Consider the following 20,944-nt stretch of genomic DNA (forward strand, 5'->3'; position numbering starts at 1 on the left):
TCTGTAAGCCTGTGAAGGTGAGTTGAGAAGCTTGCTGGAGGTATCAGAAGTGCGAATGCTGACATGAGTAACGACAATGGGTGTGAAAAACACCCACGCCGAAAGACCAAGGTTTCCTGCGCAACGTTAATCGACGCAGGGTTAGTCGGTCCCTAAGGCGAGGCTGAAAAGCGTAGTCGATGGAAAACAGGTTAATATTCCTGTACTTCTGGTTATTGCGATGGAGGGACGGAGAAGGCTAGGCCAGCTTGGCGTTGGTTGTCCAAGTTTAAGGTGGTAGGCTGGAATCTTAGGTAAATCCGGGATTCTAAGGCCGAGAGCTGATGACGAGTCATCTTTTAGATGACGAAGTGGTTGATGCCATGCTTCCAAGAAAAGCTTCTAAGCTTCAGGTAACCAGGAACCGTACCCCAAACCGACACAGGTGGTTGGGTAGAGAATACCAAGGCGCTTGAGAGAACTCGGGTGAAGGAACTAGGCAAAATGGCACCGTAACTTCGGGAGAAGGTGCGCCGGTGAGGGTGAAGGACTTGCTCCGTAAGCTCATGCCGGTCGAAGATACCAGGCCGCTGCGACTGTTTATTAAAAACACAGCACTCTGCAAACACGAAAGTGGACGTATAGGGTGTGACGCCTGCCCGGTGCCGGAAGGTTAATTGATGGGGTTAGCTAACGCGAAGCTCTTGATCGAAGCCCCGGTAAACGGCGGCCGTAACTATAACGGTCCTAAGGTAGCGAAATTCCTTGTCGGGTAAGTTCCGACCTGCACGAATGGCGTAACGATGGCGGCGCTGTCTCCACCCGAGACTCAGTGAAATTGAAATCGCTGTGAAGATGCAGTGTATCCGCGGCTAGACGGAAAGACCCCGTGAACCTTTACTATAGCTTTGCACTGGACTTTGAATTTGCTTGTGTAGGATAGGTGGGAGGCTTTGAAGCGTGGACGCCAGTCTGCGTGGAGCCAACCTTGAAATACCACCCTGGCAACTTTGAGGTTCTAACTCAGGTCCGTTATCCGGATCGAGGACAGTGTATGGTGGGTAGTTTGACTGGGGCGGTCTCCTCCTAAAGAGTAACGGAGGAGTACGAAGGTGCGCTCAGACCGGTCGGAAATCGGTCGTAGAGTATAAAGGCAAAAGCGCGCTTGACTGCGAGACAGACACGTCGAGCAGGTACGAAAGTAGGTCTTAGTGATCCGGTGGTTCTGTATGGAAGGGCCATCGCTCAACGGATAAAAGGTACTCCGGGGATAACAGGCTGATACCGCCCAAGAGTTCATATCGACGGCGGTGTTTGGCACCTCGATGTCGGCTCATCACATCCTGGGGCTGAAGCCGGTCCCAAGGGTATGGCTGTTCGCCATTTAAAGTGGTACGCGAGCTGGGTTTAGAACGTCGTGAGACAGTTCGGTCCCTATCTGCCGTGGACGTTTGAGATTTGAGAGGGGCTGCTCCTAGTACGAGAGGACCGGAGTGGACGAACCTCTGGTGTTCCGGTTGTCACGCCAGTGGCATTGCCGGGTAGCTATGTTCGGAATAGATAACCGCTGAAAGCATCTAAGCGGGAAACTAGCCTCAAGATGAGATCTCACTGGGACCTTGAGTCCCCTGAAGGGCCGTCGAAGACTACGACGTTGATAGGTTGGGTGTGTAAGCGCTGTGAGGCGTTGAGCTAACCAATACTAATTGCCCGTGAGGCTTGACCATATAACACCCAAGCAATTTGACTACTCTAACGAGCATCAGATTGCGGTGTGTGAAGACGCAATGAACCGAAAGTTCGACGCTCACAAAACACCGACAGCTGTCACATACCCAATTTGCTGAAGCGAGGCCAACTGGTCACGACTCAGTACCCGAATTTCTTGACGACCATAGAGCATTGGAACCACCTGATCCCATCCCGAACTCAGTAGTGAAACGATGCATCGCCGATGGTAGTGTGGGGTTTCCCCATGTGAGAGTAGGTCATCGTCAAGATTAAATTCCGAAACCCCAATTGCGAAAGCAGTTGGGGTTTTGTTTTGGGCGCTCGGAAAGTGTCCACGATGTCTGCGCACGCCTGACATTCCCTCCCACCCAGCCCCGACAAAATTGCACAGTTATTTCTGAACCAGACCACTAGAATAGCCACCTAACCATTTTTAGAGTCAGAGCCCTATCTATGCCCGATCCGGTTGATGCCATTGAGGCGTCAGACTTACCACTGGACGACCTGGTGGCATGCCATGAGTGCGACTTGCTGATGCGCAAGCCAACGCTCGCCCGCGGCGAAAAAGCCCAATGCCCGCGTTGTGGTTACGAGCTGTACGCTCATCGCCACAATGTCGTCGAGCGAAGCCTGGCCTTGGTGCTCGCAGCCCTACTGCTGTACGTCCCTGCGAACTTTTTGCCCATCATGCAGCTCAATCTGCTCGGACAGACCTCAGAGGACACTGTATGGAGCGGCGTCGTCGGCCTGTTCGATTCCGGCATGCAAAGCGTTGCCGTAGTGGTGTTCCTGTGCAGCATGGGCATTCCCTTGCTCAAGCTGCTCTGCCAATTAGCCGTGCTGCTCAGCATTCGCTGGAGGACCGGCCGCAGCTATGGGCTGCTGCTGTACCGCATCTACCACCACATGAAGGATTGGGGGATGTTGGAGGTCTACTTGATGGGCGTGCTCGTGGCAATCGTAAAACTTGCCGACATGGCTTCTATTACGGTGGGCCTGGGCCTGGCCTGTTTCATCAGTCTATTAATGGTTCAAGTACTGCTGGAGGTGGTGATGTCGCCCCACCAGGTCTGGCGAGCACTCTCAGGAGAGGATGATCATGCGGGCGATTGATGCAGGCATTCTGGTGTGTACCGAATGCCATGAATTGAACAAACAAGAAGCGGATGCCGACGAGCAACTCTGCACCCGTTGCGGTGCGTTGATCCATGCGCGGCGTCCCAACAGCCTTACACGTACTTGGGCATTACTGGTAACCGCGGCGATTCTATATATCCCCGCCAACTTGTTACCAATCATGACCGTGAACTCCCTCGGCCAAGGCGATCCCAGTACCATCATGGCCGGTGTGATCCAGCTGGTGCAGCACGGGATGTTTCCCATCGCCGCCGTGGTATTCATCGCCAGTATCCTGGTGCCGACGTTCAAGTTGGTAGGCATCGGCCTGCTACTGTTCTCGGTGCAGCGTCACCAACCGCTGTCCGCGCAACAACGCATTGTGATGTACCGCTTTATCGAATTCATTGGCCGCTGGTCCATGCTGGATATCTTCGTGATCGCCATCCTGGTGGCGGTCGTTAACTTTGGGCGACTTGCCAGTGTCGAGGCCAATCTCGGTGCTGCAGCATTCGCCAGTGTGGTGATCTTGACGATGCTTGCCGCAGTAACTTTCGATCCCCGACTGATTTGGGATAACACGGAGTCGGACGACGACCATGAGTGAATTGCCTAAAGCTAAAACCCGCCCAGCCTCCAATTGGTCGGCCATTTGGGTGTTGCCCCTGATTGCCCTGATCATCGGCGGCTGGCTGGGATGGCGTGCCTATTCCCAGCAAGGCATCGAGATCCAGGTTCGCTTCGAGAGCGGCGAAGGTATCCAGGTCAACAAAACCGAAGTGGTCTACAAAGGCATGACCGTAGGCAAGGTCAAAGCCTTGGCCCTGGATGACGAGGGCAGCAATCGCGGGGTGATTGCTACCATCGAGATGAATAAGGATGTCGAGCAATACCTCAAGACCAACACCCGCTTCTGGCTGGTCAAGCCCAGCGTCAGCCTGGCCGGCATCACTGGCCTGGAGACCCTTGTCTCGGGTAACTACATCGCAGCCAGCCCAGGCGATGGCGAGCCCACGCGCAAATTCAAGGCACTCTCCGAAGAACCGCCGTTATCCGATGCCAAGCCCGGCTTGCACCTGACCCTCAAGGCCGACCGCCTGGGCTCGCTGAACCGCGGCAGCCCGGTGTTCTACAAGCAGATCCAGGTCGGCCAGGTCAAAAGCTACCTGCTGTCTGAAGACCAGAGCACTGTTGAGATCAAGGTCTACATCGAACCGACCTACGCCAATCTCGTGCGCAAACACACGCGCTTCTGGAACGCCAGCGGCATCAGCATCGACGCCAACCTCTCCGGGGTGAAAGTGCGCAGCGAATCGCTGTCCAGCATTGTCGCCGGCGGTATCGCCTTCGCCACGCCGGAGAATCGCAAAGACAGCCCGCCCACCGACCCGAGCCTGCCGTTCCGCCTATACGAAGATTTCGATGCTGCCGCAGCGGGTATCAAGGTCAAGGTCAAGCTCACCGACTTCGAAGGCCTGCAAGCCGGCCGGACTCCGGTCATGTACAAGGGCATTCAGGTCGGCAGCCTGAAAACCTTGAAGATCGACCCGGACCTGTCCAGCGCCAGCGCCGAGTTGACCCTCGACCCACTGGCCGAAGACTACCTGGTTCAGGACACGCAATTCTGGGTGGTCAAGCCGTCCATCTCCCTGGCTGGTATCACTGGCCTGGAGGCACTGGTCAAAGGCAACTACATCGCCATCCGTCCGGGTGACAAAGGTACGCCGCCCCAGCGGGAATACGTGGCTCGTGCCAAGGCGCCGCCGTTGGACCTGCGCTCCCCAGGTCTGCATATGGTGTTGCTTACCGACAGCCTGGGCTCGCTGGATGTCGGCAGCCCGATCCTGTACAAACAGGTCAAGGTCGGCTCGGTGCAGAGCTACCAGTTTTCACGCAAGAAGAAGCAACTGGTGATCGGTGTTCATATCGAGAAAGAATATGAAAACCTGGTCAACGGCTCCACACGTTTCTGGAATGCCAGCGGCGTTACCCTCACCGGCGGGCTGACCGGCGGCATCCAGGTCAAGAGTGAGTCCCTGGCCAGCCTGATGGCGGGTGGTATTGCCTTCGAAACGCCGGAACCGAATGTGCCGCTCAAACGCCGCATCCCGCGCTTCCGTCTGTTTGCTGACCGTGAGGCCGCCAACCAGCACGGGACCCTGGTGACCATCAAGGTCGACCGCGCCGACGGCCTGAGCCCAGGCACGCCGGTACGCTTCAAGGGCCTGGATGTGGGCAAGATCGAGAGCGTCGATCTCAGTGCGGACATGCAATCGGTGCTGCTCAAAGCGCGTATCACCCAGGTAGCGGATCGCATCGCTCGTTCTGGTAGCCAGTTCTGGGTGGTCAAGCCTGAACTGGGGCTGATGAAGACGGCCAACCTGGAAACCCTGGTCACCGGCCAATACATCGAGGTGCAACCGGCGACGAAAAATGCCGGCCCGCAGAAGAGTTTTGTCGCCCTGGCCCAGCCACCTGAAGCAGTGCATCAGGCAGCGGGCCTGAGCCTGACACTCAGCGCCGCTCGCCGTGGTTCGTTGAAGGAAGGCGTGCCGGTCACCTACCGTGAAGTCACCGTGGGCAAAGTTACCGGCTATGAGTTGGGCCAAACCGCCGACCGTGTGCTGGTGCACATCCTGATCGAACCCAAATACGCGCCACTGGTACGCAGTGGCAGCCGCTTCTGGAACACCAGCGGCTTCGGGCTCGACTTCGGCCTGTTCAAAGGTGCGACGGTGCGCACCGAGTCCTTGGAGACGTTGGTGGCCGGCGGGATCGCCTTTGCCACGCCTGATGGCGAGCGCATGGGCAACCCCGCACGGCCGCAGCAGACGTTCCCACTGTTCGACAAGTTTGAAGATGAGTGGCTGACGTGGGCGCCTAAGATCCCGCTGGGCAAATAGACCGAGGCGCGGCCATCGGGGGCAAGCCCCCTCCCACATTTTGCCTGTATTCACAAATCAGAGTGTGAGAGGGGGCTTGCCCCCGATGAGGCCCTCAAAATCACTGCAAAGCTAAAAAAGGCCGCGATCCATAAGATCGCGGCCTTTTTGCATTTCAGCGCAACACGTCAGACCTCATCCAGCTCCGGCTCGTCCGCCTGCACATTCACCGTCGCCTTCACCACATCATGGCGACGGATGTACTTCCAGTCCGCCTCATCGATGTAGATTCCGTTCGGCCCGCTGCCGCCTTCGAGGTCGATCGCCACCTGGGCGGACACCTGCGGCTTCACACTCGCCAGGATCGGCACGAAGCCCAGTTGCAGGCTGGTTTCCAGCAATGCCGCCTGGTTCTTCTCATCGATGTCCGCCGCTTCGTCGAGGTAGTACGGCAAACGCACGCGGCCGGCCTGGTCGCGGTCCATCAGGTGCAACAACAAGTACATGTTGGTCAGCGCCTTGATGGTCATGGTGGTGCCGTTGGAAGCCGCACCGTCGATGTCGGTATGAATTACCGGCTGGCCATGCACCTTGGTGATCTCGAACGCCAGCTCGAACAGGTCCTTGAGGCCCAACTGGTTATGATTGGCAGCCACCAGGCGTGCCAGGTATTCCTTGGCCTCTTCGTTCTTGTTGTCCTGCTCGGCGCTCTGGCTGAGGTCGAACACCGACAGCGTCTCGCCTTCTTCATACTGGCCGGCACTGTGAATGATCTGGTCGATATGCTTGAGGGCTTCCTTATTCGGTGCCAGCACGATGCGGAAGCTTTGCAGGTTGGAGACCTGGCGCTTGTTGATCTCGCGGTTGAACAGCGCCAGCTGGTGTTCCAGGCTGTCGTAGTCGCTGCGGATGTTGCGCAGGGTCCGAGCAATATCGGTGACCGCCGCACGCCGTGCCTTGCCGAGGGTCAGCGCCTCGTCGGTACGGTGCGCATAGGCGTTGATCAGCAGTTGCAGGCGACGTTCGACGTCATCCTCACTGTCGAACTTGGCCACCCCCTTGAGGCGTACCTGGGCATACAGCGCTTCGATCTGGCCATCGGCGCGCAGCAAGCCCTGCCAGCTGTCCTGATAGTCATTGAGTAGCGGCAGCAGGTTGTCCATGGAATCGTCGACAGGGTCCATGAACGGTGTGCCGAACGGCAGGTCTGCCGGCAACAGCTGACGACGACGCAGCGCGTCATCCAGCGTACGTTGCTTGGCTTCCATGTCGCCGATCTGGCGGCCGACCAATTGCAGCTTGGCCGACAGTTGCTGCACGCGCTCGGTAAACGCATCGCTGGAGCGCTTCAACTCGTCCTGGGCGGCTTCCATCTGCGCCAGTTGTTCGAGTTTCTCGCCTTCCTCGGCACTCAGGGTCTGGGTGCGGCGGAAGTCTTCCAGGGCCTTCTGCGCGTCCAGCACCTGCTGGTACAGCGCTTCGGTCTGGGTCTTGCTCGCGGCGCGGTCGGACGCCACGGCCTGCTGGGTTTTCAGTTGCTTGAGTTCTTTTTCCAGGCGTTCTTTCTGGTCACGCAACGCGGCGCGATCCGCCAGGGCCTGCAAGGCCGGAGGCTCGATGTGCGAGATATCGATGGACAGCCCCGGCACTTCAAAGCGCTCGCCCTTGAAACCATCGAGGATCTGTTCCAGGGATTTGACCCACTGGCCGTCCTCGTCCAGCGTGATGCCATGTTCACCCAGCGGCAGGCTGAACAACGAACTGTTGAACAGGCGCATCAGGCGCTCGACATCCTGCTGCGAGAATTCTTCGCGCAGCTTGGCGTAGCTGTTGTTGTCGGCGTGATCAAGCTGCTGCTTGACGGACTTCAAGCGTTTTTCCAGGTCGCGCAGACGTTCGTCCAGATCCTCGGCGCTGAACTGCCGCGACTGCGCCAAGGCGCCCGCCAGTTCATCGTGGGCATCCTTAGCGGCCAGCAATTGCTGCTCCAGCACCTTGACGTCATTCACCAGCGCGAAGCGATGCTTGAGCACCGACAATTCGCCCAACCAGCGCTGGATGCCACTGATTTCCCGTTCCAGGCGCATCAGTTCCTGGGTGCCGCCGCGCTGGTCGTTCTGCAGCGCATCCTGTTCGTTGCGGTAGTGTTCGGCCTGGATGGTCAGCTCTTCCTTGCGCGCACTGGCGTAGTCCGACCAGGTGCCCAGCAATGAATCCAGCAGCGGCGACAGGCGATGCAGTTTGCCGCGCAAGGCGTCGCGTTGTTTCACGCCATTGGCCAAGGCTTCAACCAACGGCCCGGCAGCCACCAGCGAGTTGTAGTCCTGCTCCATGCGTCGCACATCGCGGAAGGCTTCTTCGCACGCTGCGATGTAGTCGACACTGCCGGAACGCAGGCTGTGCTCGAAGGCATCAAGGAACAGTTGCTTGAGCTTGGCCGCCGTGATTTCGCGCATGTGCAACAGGTTGATAAACAGCGCACGGAAGGTCTTCAGGCTCTGTTCGCTGGTGGAGCGCAGCGGGATCAGGGTCAGGTCCAACGGGATCGACGTATGGCCGCCCACCAGCAAGCGCCGCAGTTCATCAGGCTTGAGTTCGTAGGCTTTGAGCCCTTCGCGCTCAAGGTTGGTGAACAGTTCTTTCTGACGCAGGCAGGTGTCGTTTTTCTGGTAATGGGCCAGGTCCAGCTTGCCGGCATAGGCAAAGAACTGGTGACCGAAACCGCCGCCTGGCCCACGCCCGACCACGCCGATGACGTGCGGGCCGTGGGGCAGGGAGACCTCCACCAGGATGTAGCTGGTGTCGGTGGCAAAGTAGAAGCGCCGCGATTGTTCCAGGGTGTATTTGCCAAAACTCATGTCCGACATGCGCGCCAGGATCGGGAACTGCAAGGCATTGATCGAGGCGGATTTACCCAGGTTGTTGGCGCCATACACCGACAGCGGCTCTTCCAGCGGGAACAAGCCCAGGCTGTAACCGGCGGTGTTCAATAGGGCGAAGCGGCGGATGCCGTAGCGTTCCTTACTCATGCGTCGGTCTCCTGTTCTTCGGCAATGGCACGGGCCAGGGTGTCTTCTTCGCTTTCTTCAGTGAAGGCGCTCAGGTCCAGCGGGTCATCGGTCTTCAGCAGTTTCTCATCGCTGTCTTCGTCGATAATCACCGGTGCCGGCAGCGGCAATACGCTGTGTACGCTGGCAGCGAGATCGCGGTCTTGCTGCACGGAGAGGCACACGTCGAGGAAACGGTGCATCGGCGGCAGGAAGCGGTAAATGCCATTGTCTTCGCTGGCAAAACCCAGTTGGGTCATGCGGCGCATGATTTTTTCTTCGAGCTCTTCCTGGGTCTGCACCTCGGCCTGGATAAACAGGTCGCGGTATTTCTCCAGCAGTGAAGGCAATTCATCGCGGCCCAGGCTGCCGCCGTCGAGCACGGCAATCGGGTCGCGGCCCTGGTCGGCAAGATGCTCGACGAGGATGAAGGTAAACAAAGCCAGGCGCTGGGCAGTCTTGTTGACCTGCGCGCTGGCAATGGCGGAGTCCGGCACGAAGTAATAGAAACCGCGGGTATCGCAGACCAGCTCGAAGCCCAGGGCCTTGAATAGCGTGCGGTACTGGTCCTGGAAGTTCGACAGTTGCGCGTACAGCTCCGGATCACGGCGGCTGACGTGGTAACCCTTGAACAGCTCGCGAAAGATCGGCGCCAGCTGGGACAGTTCGGATAGATCAAGATGCATAAGGCGTGCTCGCAGAATTCTCGGTGGCGTCGCTGCCGGCCGGGAGCAGGGCGAAGGAGCGCAGGCTGACCTGGTGCTCGTGGGTGTGATAATCGCGGCGTTCCAGGCGTTCGCGCTTGAAGCGTTTTTCCCGGGACAGGCGCGAAAACCAGTACAGCAATTCGTCGGTGGCGCCGTCCGGTTCCTGCTCCAGCAGCCAGGTCATCAGGTCGGGCATCGGCAGTGCGTCTTCGCAGCGCTCGAGCATTTCCTTGACCGTACGCGGCGCGCGTTGGGCTTCGCCCTTGTGGGATTTGTGCGCCTTGGGGAAACGCGCCGGTTTCGGTTCGAAATTCGCCAAGGCATACACATAAGCCTCGACCTGGCTGGCACTGCCCAGGAAGGTGCTTTGTGGCCGGGTAAACATCGGCATCGCAGCCTGCGGCACCGCGTCCAGGCCTTTGCGGCGAATCGCCGACAGGGCCAGTGCCGCGCCACGGGTCACGGCGTTGTGCCGGCGTGCTTCTTCGCGCAGCGGCAACAGCAGCTCCCGTGCATGACGCAAGGTCAACTGGGCGCTGGTCTGCATTTCGAGGATGCGCGCGTGGGTGCGCAGCAGCATGTCGTCGTCCACCAGGTGGCCGAGACGCTGTTGCTCGGTAAGCATGCGCAGCAGCACGTTCTCGACCTTGCGCACACCTTGCTCGAAGGCGCCGTCGGCATTCACCAGCTGGATCATCGGCTCGACGTATTCGTCCCAGGTCGCCAAGACCTCTGCGTACCGCTGGCGCAATGGAATCTGGCGGTCGCTGGTCTTGGCGCGGTCGGCCACGGCGGCGAGGGCCTGTTCGTCGTTGGCGAGTTTTTTCAGCACATCGCGTACGCGCATGTCCAGCAGGCGCAGTTGCCGTGCCAGGTCGTGGCCGTCGCGGATGTCGAAGGCGTCCTGGATATAACCGGCCAGACGCTCGAGGTGGCGCAGGTAGGCTTCGATTTCCAGGCACAGGCCAAGCCGGTGCTCCTTGCGCAGATAAGCCAGGAAATCGTGGATCTGCGCGTTGAGCTCGAAACGGTTCGGGCTCTTGGCCACAGGCACCAGGATATCCAGGCGAATCCACACGTCCAGCAGGCTGGTGATGTCCTGGGGCGTGCTGTCCAGTTGTTGGGCGGCCAATTGTGCGCGCAGCTCGGCAAGGCTCAGTGTGCCTTGGTCGAAGTGTTCGCACAGAGGCTCGAGTAAGGCCCAGTGTTCGGCGAGGGCGCGCAGGACGCGCTTGGGTTCGATCATGGGAATGGCCGGCTGGTTGGCGATTAAAAGTCGCGATTGTACTGCATCAGGCGCGGGATTTATCCACAGCCGGTCAGTGCGCAGTGGGCGATTGTGACCGAACAGCGGTAGAATCCCGTTCTTTACTTATCCACAAGTGGCCGAGCTGTGCTTATCGAGTCCCGACGTCGCGCTTACTTGACCGCCATGCAGGTGGTCAACTGGCTGCCCCGCACCGAACTGCCGTTTGCCGCGCCGTCGCGGCCCGAGTTGTTGCAGGCGCTCGAACCCTATGAGGTGTTCGAGACTTCGGGAGAGGAAGCGGCCGCGCCCGTGGCAGTGGTCAAACCGGCCCCCGAGACGCGCCCTGCAGTCGAACGGGCCAAGATCGAAGTGCCACGCCCTTCGCCGGTGACCAAGGCGGTCAAGGTCGCCGAAGAGGCAGCGCCGATAGTCAAGGCGCCGATAGTGCCGCCGCCACGCTTTGCCTTGCAATTGCTGCGGGCCGGGCGTTGCCTCTTGCTGGTGGAACTGCCCACCGGCGAGCGTTTCCAGTCACGCGACCCGGCCTACCTTCTGCTCAAGGACATGCTGCGCGCAGCCGGCCTGCCCGACAGCCCGCAAATCATCGGTGAGCCGGTGCGCTGGCCGCTGCTGGTGCGCGGCACTATGGACCAGGGCCCAGAGGCTGCACGGGATTTCGTCCAGGGTTTTGTCTCGGCGCGCCTGGAAGACGAACCCTGCGTGTGCCTATGGCTGATCGGCCTGCCCGCCGTGCGGTTTGCCGGCGAGGCCAATGCCGAGGCCTGGTACCGCGAACTGCAGGTCGACAGCCTGGGCTCGGTGTGGGCCCTGCCGGGCCTGGAATTATTAATGGAAGAGCCACAGCGTAAGGCTGATGTCTGGCAAGCCATGCGCCGGCTGATGGCGCGCTGGAAAACAACTGATGAGTGAGGCTTTATCCTTCCGCCCGATGACCGAGGCCGACCTCGACGCCGTGCTGAAAATCGAATATGCGGCGTTCAGCCACCCCTGGACCCGGGGGATCTTTCTCGACGGGCTGGGCAAGTACCAGATCTGGCTGATGTTCGAAGGCGAGCAGCAGGTGGGACATGGGGTGGTGCAGATCATTCTCGATGAAGCGCACCTGCTGAACATCACCGTTAAACCGGAAAACCAGGGGCGCGGATTGGGTTTGGCGCTGCTGGAACACCTGATGTCCCGTGCCTATGCCGCCAACGCCCGGGAGTGTTTCCTGGAAGTGCGTGATAGCAATACTGGAGCGTTCCAGTTGTATGAACGCTATGGCTTCAACGAGATCGGTCGCCGCCGGGATTATTACCCGGCTGTCGGTGGCCGCGAGGATGCTGTCGTCATGGCCTGCACCCTCGTCGACTGAACAAACAGACCAATGTGGGAGGGGGCTTGCTCCCGATAGCAGTGGGGCAGAGACTTATTAAGTGCCTGACACACCGCCATCGGGAGCAAGCCCCCTCCCACATGTTGAACCGCGTTTTTTCAGCGGTTACCGTCTACAGGGTCAATATCGGCCAGCTCGGCCTCATCCAGGCCATTGCCTCCGCCTATTTCATCCTCGTCGACGATACTCAGGTCAAAATCCGCCGGGTCATCTTCACCTGCTTCTCGGGCATCCCGCGCGCCATCTTCATGGATCAGGGTCTCCGGACTCATATCATCATCGGTCGATTCATGATCATCCGTCGAAGCCCCGGTCAGCCCGGCTTCGCGCACCCGTTCATCGGGCATTAAAAGATCGCGCTCACGGCGTGGCAACTCGTCGCCGATTTCTGCGGTCTGGTCTTGCTGGTCAAAATCCAGCTCGCGCATCTCACCCATGCGGTCTTCGTTGTCGTCAATAGGTTCCGGCTGCGTTGCGCCGTAGGGACGTCGTGATTCAGTCATGGCCAATCCTCATACTGTGGGGCTTATAGTGTGTGGACAGGCGTGGCTCCCTAAAGATTCAAGCTAATTAACACTCGGCGTGACCTGGACGAGGGGTTGTCAGTCACAAAACTGCGCATCATTCCTGAGGCTTTCCCTGATGAACGAACTACAAGACCTGCTTGATAACAACGAACGCTGGGCGGATGCGATCAAACAGGAAGATCCCGAATTCTTCGCCAAGCTCGCCCGCCAGCAGACCCCGGAATACTTGTGGATCGGCTGTTCCGATGCCCGTGTACCGGCCAACGAGATCGTCGGCATGTTGCCAGGTGACCTGTTCGTGCACCGCAACGTCGCCAACGTGGTGCTGCATACCGACCTCAATTGCCTGTCGGTGATCCAGTACGCCGTCGACGTGCTCAAGGTCAAGCACATCCTCGTTACCGGCCACTATGGCTGTGGCGGCGTGCGTGCATCGATGCAGGACCGCCAGTTCGGCCTGATCGACGGCTGGCTGCGCACTATTCGCGATCTCTACTATGAGAATCGCGACTTGATCGCTCAGTTGCCGACGGAAGAAGAACGTGTTGACCGTATGTGCGAACTCAATGTGATCCAGCAGGTGGCCAATGTCGGCCACACCAGCATTGTGCAAAATGCCTGGCACCGTGGGCAGAGCCTGTCGATCCATGGCTGCATCTATGGCATCAAGGATGGCCGCTGGAAGAGCTTGAACACCACCATCAGTGGTTTCGAGCAGCTCCCGCCGCAGTACCGCCTGCGTCCGCTGGGCGAAGCCTAAGGCCGCTTGTGTTCGCGCCACCAGGCCATGAAAACCTGGCCTTCGGCGTTCAGTGCCTCCTTGCTGCCGGTGATCCAACCCCGGCAGTTCAGCTCGCCGCAATGGCAAGCGAACTGTCGGGCCAGCGCGTCTTCGGTCATGGCGTAGTCCAGGGTCAGCAGGCTGCCGGCGGGGATGGCTTGCACCGTCCATAGCTCCAGGTACGTGGTGTCCAGGAACACGTTCGGGTTGCAGGAGTGCTGCAGCAGGCCGCAGAACCAACAATCGTACAAATGAATACGCGGCGATAGCTGCAGCGTATGCGTGCGTCGGTCGCTGACGGCGTAGCCTGAAACCTGTGCAATTCGCACGCGGCTGTCAAAGGCAATGCGCGCCATGACACCGGCCGTCTTCCCATGGGCGCCTCGCTTGATCTGGAAGTGCTCGGTGGAGGGGTATCCTTGCTCCACGAGCAGCGTCTTGAAGGGATACAGGCAGCTGCTCACCGCGGTTTTAGCCTTATCCATGGCTTGAGTTTTCATCACTTTCCTGAACGGGCTGCATGGACCTGCGGGTGTTACCTGAATGCCAGTCTTGCAGCAAATGGGCGCGGCCCAAGATTCGCCGAAGTTGGACCCGATATCTACTGTCAATCTTGACAGTAGAGACGGTTTGTTCGCGTTAAAGCACAGGCGCCATGATAGTGGGCACTGGGGCGACATTTTTCAGCTGTTTCAACTGCGCTTTGATAGACGGTGTAGCGCACTTGGCATTGGCCTGCTCCGGCGTCAGGTGGCGCACCGAGGTGTAGAACAACTCACAGGTCTGCTCCTTGCGTGTGACTTGCCAGGTGTTCATGCACGCCTTGAGCAACACGTTCGCATCGCTGGCGGGTTTCTGGCCCATGCCGGCCTGCCAGCAGGCTGCGCTCAAATCCTGGCCCATCACTTTCAACCCGGCGTCGTCGGCCTTTTGTTCATCGCCGTCATAGCTTGCCGGGTCCGCCGCATACCAGATGTAGCTGGGGTGGTTGGCGCCCAGCACGGATACGTTTTTGCCGGCTGCCGGGCTGATTTGTGCCAGTTCCAGCACGCCCACATTCTGGCCGTATTGTTGCTTGATCCAGCTGCGCACCGGCGCGCCGAATGCCACCATCGGCAGCGAGCCGTTGGCGCGCAGGCTCAGTTCCTTGACCATGCGAGTCTGGTAATCGGTGAAATAGCTATAGACTTTTTCCAGGTCTTTACCTGCATTGGACGGCGCCGCGATGGGGGCGATATCGATGATGGTCTGGTAGGCCGGCGTTTCGCTGGCCGGGATACCGTTGTCGGTGAGCAGCGCCGCCCAGCGGTCAGTGGTGGCCGACTCCAGGTAGTCCTGGGCCTGGGTAAGCGAGTAATCCGGTGGGAAGTGCAGAAGTTCAATGCTCTTGCGGTTCTCCAGGGCCATGCCCAGCGGCAGGAACAAATACCAGTTATAAGCCCACTTGCCGTCGCTATTGAGTTGGCTGGCGCCTTGATAAGCCAGGTCCGCAGTGTTGAGCAAGGAGGTCAAGGATTGGCCGTAGGTATCCGGTACGCCGCTGAAGGTCGCCGCGACCTGGCCATCGTGAGTTTTCACGCTGACCTTGGCCCGGCTGTAACCGTCACGCTGCAGGCTCTGGTTTAGATAGTGCTCGGCGGTCTGTTCCAGCGTCCACGGCCGAAAGCAGATCACATTGCAATTATTGGGGAACGCAAACAGCTGGGTGACACGCTGCGTACTGCCCAGTGGCACCTCGATGTCGGCCTGTACGACCGCACTCGCCAGCAGCGCGGCCAGGGTGAAGGACAGCCTGGTCGGTTTAAACATAGTTGGTTCCTTGTCAGCGAAGCCCGTCTGCGCGGGATGAAAGCCCACTTGCACACAGTAGCGGCTGATCAGGAAATGCGCGTGTTAAATCGCCAGGCATGTCGTTATTGGATAAGCCCCTACGGATGAAATTGCAAAGCGTTGGTCAGGTCGCCCATGGGTTGCTGGCCGCGAGCGATCATCGCTTCGTCACGCTGCTTGAGGCCGTCCAGGGTCTCCAATTGGAACACCCGGGTGATCAGGCGCAGGATGGATGCCGTGTCATACACCGTATGGTCCACCGTGCCTTTGCGCGCAAACGGCGACACCACCAGGGCCGGCACCCGCGTGCCCGGGCCCCAGCGGTCACCCTTGGGCGGCGCCACATGGTCCCACCAGCCACCGTTTTCATCGACGGTGACCACCACTACCATGTTTTTCCACTGCGGGCTTTCTTGCAGCACCTTCAAGGCGCGGGCGATATGGCGGTCGCCGGAGGCGATATCGGCATAACCGGCGTGCATGTTCAGATTGCCCTGGGGCTTGTAGAAACTCACGGCAGGCAGCTTGCCGGCCTGGGCATCGGCGAAGAACTTGTTGGTCGTCGACTCATCGCCCAAGCCACCGTCACGCAGGCGCTTGTCACGTTCAGCGCGGTTTTGCGGACCTTGCTGCTTGAAGTAGTTGAACGGCTGGTGGTGATACTGGAAGTTCGGAATCTTGGGGATGCCGCCGGAATCCTTGAACTGCTCCAAAGTGGCTTGCCACGCGCCGGCGTACCAGGCCCAGTCGACGTTCTTTTTCGACAGCTTGTCGCCAATGTGCTCGTGGGTTTGCGGCACCAGTACGTTGGGCAGGTCTGGTTTGGAATAGTCCGGATTTTCCGGGTCGCGAATCCAAGTGGGCCAATACGGAGGGGCCAGGGTGTTCACCCCGTAACCATCCGGTGTCAGCGCACTGGGGCCGAATTGCGGCGGGCCGGTCATGGCACTGGCCGGGGACTTGTCCAAAGGCTTGAGGCGCGTGTTGGTGGGGTCATCGCTTTGCAGCGTGGCGATCTGTGCCTTGGCCACCGACTGTGCGGCATCAGGATAGAACGGCGCCGTGGCGCTGATCAGGTATTGATGATTCAGGAACGAGCCACCAAATGCGCCCTGGAAGAAGTTATCGCAGAGTACAAACTCCTTGGCCACGTCCCACAGGCGCAAGGAATAACGGCTCTGGGCATAATGGCCCATGACCAGGCCACCGGAATCGCCCCAGGCGACAAAACCGTCGTTTTTGCCGCCGTTGATCTGCATCTGGTTCTGATAGAACACATGCCACAAGTCGCGGGTCACCAGGCTCAATGGCAGGTCTTCGGCGCTAGGACCCTTGAGAGCGAACGGCGCGTTGGGCAGGTTTTGCTGGAATTGCACTTCGCTGGGATAGGTCACCCCATCCACGGTTTGCGGGCCGACTTGCAACACACCGCCCCACGTGGGGGGCAGGGTGGTCAGTACACTGCCATCGCGGTCACGCTGCTGGAAGTCCGTGGCGGATAACGCTGAAAGCGGTTTCTCCAATCCTGGGAAATCGGCAAACAAGTTGTTGAAGCTGCGGTTCTCGGCATAGACCACCACCACGGTCTTCACCTGGTCGTGCAACGCCTTGTCCAACTCTTGAGGCGTAAGTGGTCGAGGTACCGGCGTACTGGGTGCTTCGCTGGTATTGCCGCAGGCACTCAAGGTCGCACCGACCCCCAACACCGCCGCACCGCCAAGGAAGCGCCGGCGGCTGGTGTCTACCGGCGGTGGAGTGGCTGAATCGGGGGAGGGGCGGTCTTCGTGCTCGTCACTCATTGCGGGGGAGTCCTTGGCGAGATGTTGCAAGATATTTCGCAGGACGGTAGCAATGGAATGTGACGGAACGAAGACACACAAGTGATGGGTGGGGCGTGTCTACACAGAGTAAGCGCTGCTAGACTGAGTTTCTAATGCACATCACCGAGGTGAGTCGTGAAACCTTCAACTGCACTTGATCTACAACGAGCAGCTGTCAGAGAGGTGATTGGACGGTTCCAAATATCAAACCCGAGAATATTTGGGTCTGTATTAGCGGGTACCGACCAAGAAGGCAGTGATCTTGATTTGCTGGTTGATGCGCCGCCGGGAACAACTCTTTTTGATCTTGGTGGGTTGCAGGTCGAGCTTGAGGACTTGTTAGGCGTCAATGTCGACCTGTTGACGCCTGGCGACTTGCCTTTGAAGTTTCGCGCTAAGGTGTTGGCTGAGGCCCGTCCTATATGACAGAAAATCGCTTAGGGGATTATCTCGAGCACATAGGGCAAGCGGCCACTGACGCTATGACGTTTGTCGAGGGGTTGAGTAAAGACGATTTTTTGGAGGACAGACGAACACAACAAGCCGTGATCATGAGTCTGATCATAATTGGTGAAGCGTCGACTAAAATCATGGACCAGTATCCGGACTTCGCTGCGGGCCATTCACACATTCCTTGGCGCAATATGCGGGCGATGCGCAACCGTATCGCTCACGGTTACTTCGATATCAACCTTGATGTTGTCTGGGACACGATACAGAGCGCATTGCCTGATCTATTAGCGCGTCTTCCTACAAAACCATGACCACACCTACTGTAACAGCAGGCGCGGTCCCCCGTGACTTATGGCATGACCGGCGGCAAATACTTTAACGTCGTCCCCAACGCCCACAACAAAAACAGCACCAACGGTGTGTGCACCAGCAACTGCACAAACGAAAACCCGATCAAATCCCGTGCCTTCAACCCCAATACCCCCAAGAGCGGCAGCATATAGAACGGGTTGATCAAGTTCGGCAGCGCCTCGGCCGCGTTGTAGATCTGCACTGCCCAGCCCAGGTGGTATTGCAGGTCATTGGCCACCTGCATCACATAAGGCGCTTCGATGATCCACTTGCCGCCGCCCGATGGGATGAAGAAACCCAGCACCGCCGAGTACACGCCCATCAGCAGCGCATAGGTGTCGTGGGAGGCGATGGAGGTGAAGAACGTCGAGATATGGTGGGCCAGGGTCTGGCCGTCGCCGCCCTTGACCACGGTCATCAGCGCGGCAATCGAGCCATACAGTGGGAACTGGATCAGCACGCCGGTGGTGGTCGGTACCGCACGGGCCACGGCATCGAGGAAGCTGCGCGGGCGCCAGTGCAGCAGCGCGCCGACCATGATGAACAGGAAGTTGTAAGTGTTGAGCCCCGAAATGGCGCTGATCGCCGGCTTGGTCGAGAATTCATGGAACAGCCAGCCGGCCGCCAGCAAGGCCAGCAGAATGGTCAGCAACGGGCTGTGTTCCAGCCATTCGCCCGGGCGCGTCGGAGCCTGTGGCTTGGGCAGGTTGAAGGCCGGGTCGACACCGCAGGCCTTGGCATCGCGGGCGCTGCTGGGGCCAGGCGCGGTGGCGTAGGCGATGATCAGCGACACCACGATCAGTGCCAGCAACAGTACGCCGGATTGCCATAGGAAGATGGTTTCGGTGAACGGGATCATCCCCGTGATCGACAGGATCGACGGCGGCAAGCTGGCCGGGTTGGCCTGTAATTGCGCGGCCGACGACGACAGCCCCAACGCCCACACGGCTCCCAGGCCCAGGTACGCCGCAGCCCCGGCGGCGCGGTAGTCCATGCGCAAATCCGTACGCCGGGCCAAGGCCCGCACCAGCAAACCGCCGAACACCAGGGACAGCCCCCAGTTGAGCAGGGAGGCCACCATGGAAATCAATGCAACCCAGGCCACCGCCGAGCGGCCGTTCTTGGGGATGCGCGCCAGGCGGTCGATCAACTTCACCGCTGGCGGTGAACTGGCGACCACATAACCGCCGATCACTACAAAGGCCATCTGCATGGTGAACGGGATCAGGCTCCAGAACCCGTCGCCGAACGCCTTGGCCGCTTCGGCCGGGGCGGCGCCCATGCCCAGGGTCGCCACGGCGACGATGATCACGGCGAGGGCGGCAAACACCCAGGAGTCCGGGAACCAGCGCTCTGCAAAGTTGGAGCAGCGCAGGGCAAATCGGGCATAGCGGCTGTCTTCGATAGCATCGGCCACGAGTCTTTCCTCTTGTAGTTATTATGGGGTTTGGCAGTTTTACGGCATGTTCCTCTACACCCATTGATTTGGGAATGTAGTTATCTTCAACGATCGATGAGTAAAACAAATATATCCGTCGCGATTGCCATCAATGGGCTCAGCTCATAACCTGCACGCCATTTTGTTTGTCTGCCGAGCCTGCACATGACTGCCACCATTTCCCCACGGGCGCAGCGTTTTTCCCGCTCCGACTACAAAACCCTGGGTTTGGCCGCCCTCGGCGGCGCCCTGGAAATCTACGACTTCATTATCTTCGTGTTCTTTGCGCTGACCCTCAGCCAGCTGTTCTTCCCTCCGGAAATGCCCGAATGGCTGCGCCTGCTGCAAAGCTTCGGCATCTTCGTCACGGGCTACCTGGCCCGCCCGCTGGGCGGCATCCTGATGGCGCACTTTGCCGACCACCTGGGGCGCAAGCGCGTGTTCAGCCTGAGCATCCTGATGATGGCCTTGCCCTGCCTGCTGATCGGCATCATGCCGACCTACGCGCAAATCGGCTATTTCGCCCCGCTGATCCTGCTGGCGTTGCGCGTGCTGCAAGGCGCAGCGGTGGGCGGTGAAGTGCCCAGCGCCTGGACTTTCGTTGCCGAGCACGCCCCGCGTCACCACCGCGGCTATGCCCTGGGCTTTTTGCAAGCCGGCCTGACCTTCGGCTACCTGCTCGGCGCATTGACCGCCACCTTGTTGGCACAAGTCTTTACCCCCGCCGAAATCCTCGACTACGCCTGGCGCTTGCCTTTCCTGCTCGGCGGCGTATTCGGTGTGATCGGCGTATGGCTGCGCCGCTGGCTCAGCGAAACCCCGGTATTCCTGGAAATGCAGGCACGCCGCCAAGCGGCCGCCGAACTGCCGCTGCGTACCGTGCTGCGCGACCATCGCGCCGTACTGTTGCCGGCGATGATCCTCACCTGCGTGCTGACATCTGCCGTGGTGGTGCTGGTGGTCATCACTCCGACCATGATGCAGAAAACCTTCGGCATGAGCCCCAGCCACACCTTCGCCCTAAGCGCGCTGGGCATCGTCTTCCTGAATATCGGTTGCGTCCTCGCCGGGCTGCTGGTCGACCGCATCGGCGCCTGGCGCGCGGTGCTGGTCTACAGTCTGCTGTTGCCGGTGGGGATTTTTATCCTGTATGCCAGCCTGATCAGCGGTGGCGTATGGCTGGGCGCGGCGTACGCGGTGGCAGGTTTGAGCTGTGGCGTGGTGGGCGCTGTGCCGTCGGTGATGGTCGGGCTGTTTCCGGCGCAGGTGCGGGTGTCGGGAATTTCCTTTACCTACAACATCGCCTATGCGCTGTGGGCGAGTACCACGCCTTTGCTGTTGATCGCGCTGATGCCGACCAGTCCGTGGATCTGCGTGGGGTATTGTGTGGTGATGGGGGCGGTGGGGGTGGCGAGTGTGGCGTTGTTTGGCAAGCGCCACACCTTGACCGCCTGAAGATCAGGTCAGGAAGTGCCAGGGCACCGAGGTGCCCACCAGCCCGACCACCGAGACAATCGTCTCATGGGCAATTTGGTGCGCTTGAAAGTAACGACGCACTGGCGCGCGGATGACAATTTTGCAAACCATGCCAGTGGATCTGGCCTATAGCTCTATGATCCGCCGCACCCCAACCCTCG

The 20,944-nt window shown here is 59.4% G+C and carries 18 protein-coding genes and 2 rRNA genes (1 of these 20 running past the window's edge); 11 read left to right on the forward strand and 9 right to left on the reverse strand.

Features of this window, described 5'->3' with window-relative positions; genetic code table 11:
* The 5 genes from QYQ93_RS04285 to QYQ93_RS04305 all read left to right on the forward strand — a co-directional run.
* Positions 1-1,706: ribosomal RNA gene (locus QYQ93_RS04285) — 23S ribosomal RNA — on the forward strand (it extends 1,186 nt beyond the left edge of the window).
* Positions 1,707-1,863: 157 nt separating this feature from the next.
* Positions 1,864-1,979 (forward strand): 5S ribosomal RNA (rrf, locus tag QYQ93_RS04290).
* Positions 1,980-2,163: 184 nt separating this feature from the next.
* Positions 2,164-2,823, forward strand: coding sequence for a paraquat-inducible protein A (locus QYQ93_RS04295; protein WP_217883473.1), 660 nt, complete (start codon positions 2,164-2,166; stop codon positions 2,821-2,823).
* Positions 2,810-3,433: a paraquat-inducible protein A gene (locus QYQ93_RS04300; RefSeq protein ID WP_043051825.1), complete on the forward strand. Its 624-nt coding sequence runs from the start codon at positions 2,810-2,812 to the stop codon at positions 3,431-3,433. Before QYQ93_RS04295 ends, QYQ93_RS04300 begins: the two co-directional genes overlap by 14 nt.
* On the forward strand, positions 3,426-5,729 hold the full coding sequence (locus QYQ93_RS04305) for a PqiB family protein (RefSeq protein ID WP_338476406.1): 2,304 nt from the start codon (positions 3,426-3,428) through the stop codon (positions 5,727-5,729). Before QYQ93_RS04300 ends, QYQ93_RS04305 begins: the two co-directional genes overlap by 8 nt.
* Positions 5,730-5,896: 167 nt before the next feature.
* On the opposite strand, the gene mksF is transcribed toward QYQ93_RS04305, so the two are convergent.
* From mksF to mksB, 3 genes are read right to left on the reverse strand one after another with little or no spacing between them, the layout of a single operon-like run.
* The gene (gene mksF / locus QYQ93_RS04310) at positions 5,897-8,737 is read right to left on the reverse strand and encodes an Mks condensin complex protein MksF (protein WP_046070817.1); all 2,841 of its coding nucleotides are present in this window, start codon (positions 8,735-8,737) and stop codon (positions 5,897-5,899) included.
* Positions 8,734-9,441: an Mks condensin complex protein MksE gene (gene mksE / locus QYQ93_RS04315; RefSeq protein WP_338476407.1), complete on the reverse strand. Its 708-nt coding sequence runs from the start codon at positions 9,439-9,441 to the stop codon at positions 8,734-8,736. Before mksE ends, mksF begins: the two co-directional genes overlap by 4 nt.
* Positions 9,431-10,708 (reverse strand): Mks condensin complex protein MksB, encoded by a 1,278-nt coding sequence (gene mksB, locus QYQ93_RS04320; RefSeq protein WP_057024816.1) that lies wholly within the window; start codon positions 10,706-10,708, stop codon positions 9,431-9,433. Before mksB ends, mksE begins: the two co-directional genes overlap by 11 nt.
* A 186-nt stretch (positions 10,709-10,894) precedes the next feature.
* Here mksB and QYQ93_RS04325 point away from each other — a divergent pair, with 186 nt between their 5' ends.
* Together QYQ93_RS04325 and rimI are read left to right on the forward strand one after the other, a co-directional pair.
* Positions 10,895-11,641 (forward strand): energy transducer TonB, encoded by a 747-nt coding sequence (locus QYQ93_RS04325; protein ID WP_338477235.1) that lies wholly within the window; start codon positions 10,895-10,897, stop codon positions 11,639-11,641.
* Positions 11,634-12,086 carry a ribosomal protein S18-alanine N-acetyltransferase gene (gene rimI / locus QYQ93_RS04330; RefSeq protein ID WP_338476408.1) on the forward strand — a complete coding sequence of 151 codons (453 nt, stop codon included), beginning with the start codon at positions 11,634-11,636 and terminating at the stop codon, positions 12,084-12,086. The genes QYQ93_RS04325 and rimI overlap by 8 nt, the downstream gene beginning before the upstream one ends.
* A 119-nt stretch (positions 12,087-12,205) precedes the next feature.
* On the opposite strand, the gene QYQ93_RS04335 is transcribed toward rimI, so the two are convergent.
* Positions 12,206-12,610, reverse strand: coding sequence for a hypothetical protein (locus QYQ93_RS04335; RefSeq protein ID WP_043050867.1), 405 nt, complete (start codon positions 12,608-12,610; stop codon positions 12,206-12,208).
* 139 nt (positions 12,611-12,749) lie between these two features.
* Here QYQ93_RS04335 and can point away from each other — a divergent pair, with 139 nt between their 5' ends.
* Positions 12,750-13,394: a carbonate dehydratase gene (can, locus tag QYQ93_RS04340; protein WP_043050866.1), complete on the forward strand. Its 645-nt coding sequence runs from the start codon at positions 12,750-12,752 to the stop codon at positions 13,392-13,394.
* Here can and QYQ93_RS04345 read toward each other — a convergent pair.
* From QYQ93_RS04345 to acpA, 3 genes are all read right to left on the reverse strand, one after another.
* Positions 13,391-13,915, reverse strand: coding sequence for an SET domain-containing protein-lysine N-methyltransferase (locus QYQ93_RS04345; RefSeq protein ID WP_338476409.1), 525 nt, complete (start codon positions 13,913-13,915; stop codon positions 13,391-13,393). The genes can and QYQ93_RS04345 overlap by 4 nt on opposite strands.
* Before the next feature lie 139 nt (positions 13,916-14,054).
* The gene (locus QYQ93_RS04350; protein WP_338476410.1) at positions 14,055-15,224 is read right to left on the reverse strand and encodes a hypothetical protein; all 1,170 of its coding nucleotides are present in this window, start codon (positions 15,222-15,224) and stop codon (positions 14,055-14,057) included.
* A gap of 119 nt (positions 15,225-15,343) precedes the next feature.
* Positions 15,344-17,044, reverse strand: coding sequence for an acid phosphatase (gene acpA / locus QYQ93_RS04355; RefSeq protein WP_043050863.1), 1,701 nt, complete (start codon positions 17,042-17,044; stop codon positions 15,344-15,346).
* A gap of 156 nt (positions 17,045-17,200) precedes the next feature.
* On the opposite strand from acpA, the gene QYQ93_RS04360 reads away from it, so the two are divergent.
* Positions 17,201-17,491, forward strand: a complete 291-nt coding sequence (locus QYQ93_RS04360) for a nucleotidyltransferase family protein (protein WP_043050862.1) — start codon at positions 17,201-17,203, stop codon at positions 17,489-17,491.
* The gene (locus QYQ93_RS04365) at positions 17,488-17,829 is read left to right on the forward strand and encodes a DUF86 domain-containing protein (protein ID WP_338476411.1); all 342 of its coding nucleotides are present in this window, start codon (positions 17,488-17,490) and stop codon (positions 17,827-17,829) included. Before QYQ93_RS04360 ends, QYQ93_RS04365 begins: the two co-directional genes overlap by 4 nt.
* Before the next feature lie 38 nt (positions 17,830-17,867).
* On the opposite strand, the gene QYQ93_RS04370 is transcribed toward QYQ93_RS04365, so the two are convergent.
* Complete coding sequence (locus QYQ93_RS04370; RefSeq protein WP_338476412.1) at positions 17,868-19,286, reverse strand: short-chain fatty acid transporter; 1,419 nt, start codon at positions 19,284-19,286, stop codon at positions 17,868-17,870.
* A 186-nt stretch (positions 19,287-19,472) separates the two neighbouring features.
* On the opposite strand from QYQ93_RS04370, the gene QYQ93_RS04375 reads away from it, so the two are divergent.
* Positions 19,473-20,762: an MFS transporter gene (locus QYQ93_RS04375; RefSeq protein ID WP_217883484.1), complete on the forward strand. Its 1,290-nt coding sequence runs from the start codon at positions 19,473-19,475 to the stop codon at positions 20,760-20,762.
* 3 nt (positions 20,763-20,765) lie between these two features.
* Here QYQ93_RS04375 and QYQ93_RS04380 read toward each other — a convergent pair whose 3' ends face one another.
* A complete protein-coding gene (locus QYQ93_RS04380) occupies positions 20,766-20,894 on the reverse strand; it encodes a hypothetical protein (protein WP_268794562.1) in 129 nt (42 codons plus the stop codon).
* Positions 20,895-20,944: the final 50 nt, after the last annotated feature.

The sequence above is a fragment of the Pseudomonas khavaziana genome (genome assembly GCF_036704165.1).
GTDB lineage: Bacteria > Pseudomonadota > Gammaproteobacteria > Pseudomonadales > Pseudomonadaceae > Aquipseudomonas > Aquipseudomonas khavaziana.

What these genes read in the sequence shown, in the direction of transcription:
- QYQ93_RS04305 (WP_338476406.1), top strand. Translation starts at nt 3,426, where the DNA reads ATGAGTGAATTGCCTAAAGCTAAAACCCGCCCAGCCTCCAATTGGTCG.
- mksE (WP_338476407.1), bottom strand. Translation starts at nt 9,441, where the DNA reads ATGCATCTTGATCTATCCGAACTGTCCCAGCTGGCGCCGATCTTTCGC.
- acpA (WP_043050863.1), bottom strand. Translation starts at nt 17,044, where the DNA reads ATGAGTGACGAGCACGAAGACCGCCCCTCCCCCGATTCAGCCACTCCA.
- QYQ93_RS04375 (WP_217883484.1), top strand. Translation starts at nt 19,473, where the DNA reads ATGACTGCCACCATTTCCCCACGGGCGCAGCGTTTTTCCCGCTCCGAC.
- QYQ93_RS04380 (WP_268794562.1), bottom strand. Translation starts at nt 20,894, where the DNA reads ATGGTTTGCAAAATTGTCATCCGCGCGCCAGTGCGTCGTTACTTTCAA.
- QYQ93_RS04325 (WP_338477235.1), top strand. Translation starts at nt 10,895, where the DNA reads ATGCAGGTGGTCAACTGGCTGCCCCGCACCGAACTGCCGTTTGCCGCG.
- QYQ93_RS04300 (WP_043051825.1), top strand. Translation starts at nt 2,810, where the DNA reads ATGCGGGCGATTGATGCAGGCATTCTGGTGTGTACCGAATGCCATGAA.
- QYQ93_RS04350 (WP_338476410.1), bottom strand. Translation starts at nt 15,224, where the DNA reads ATGTTTAAACCGACCAGGCTGTCCTTCACCCTGGCCGCGCTGCTGGCG.
- QYQ93_RS04345 (WP_338476409.1), bottom strand. Translation starts at nt 13,915, where the DNA reads ATGAAAACTCAAGCCATGGATAAGGCTAAAACCGCGGTGAGCAGCTGC.
- QYQ93_RS04365 (WP_338476411.1), top strand. Translation starts at nt 17,488, where the DNA reads ATGACAGAAAATCGCTTAGGGGATTATCTCGAGCACATAGGGCAAGCG.
- QYQ93_RS04335 (WP_043050867.1), bottom strand. Translation starts at nt 12,610, where the DNA reads ATGACTGAATCACGACGTCCCTACGGCGCAACGCAGCCGGAACCTATT.
- mksB (WP_057024816.1), bottom strand. Translation starts at nt 10,708, where the DNA reads ATGATCGAACCCAAGCGCGTCCTGCGCGCCCTCGCCGAACACTGGGCC.
- can (WP_043050866.1), top strand. Translation starts at nt 12,750, where the DNA reads ATGAACGAACTACAAGACCTGCTTGATAACAACGAACGCTGGGCGGAT.
- rimI (WP_338476408.1), top strand. Translation starts at nt 11,634, where the DNA reads ATGAGTGAGGCTTTATCCTTCCGCCCGATGACCGAGGCCGACCTCGAC.
- QYQ93_RS04295 (WP_217883473.1), top strand. Translation starts at nt 2,164, where the DNA reads ATGCCCGATCCGGTTGATGCCATTGAGGCGTCAGACTTACCACTGGAC.
- mksF (WP_046070817.1), bottom strand. Translation starts at nt 8,737, where the DNA reads ATGAGTAAGGAACGCTACGGCATCCGCCGCTTCGCCCTATTGAACACC.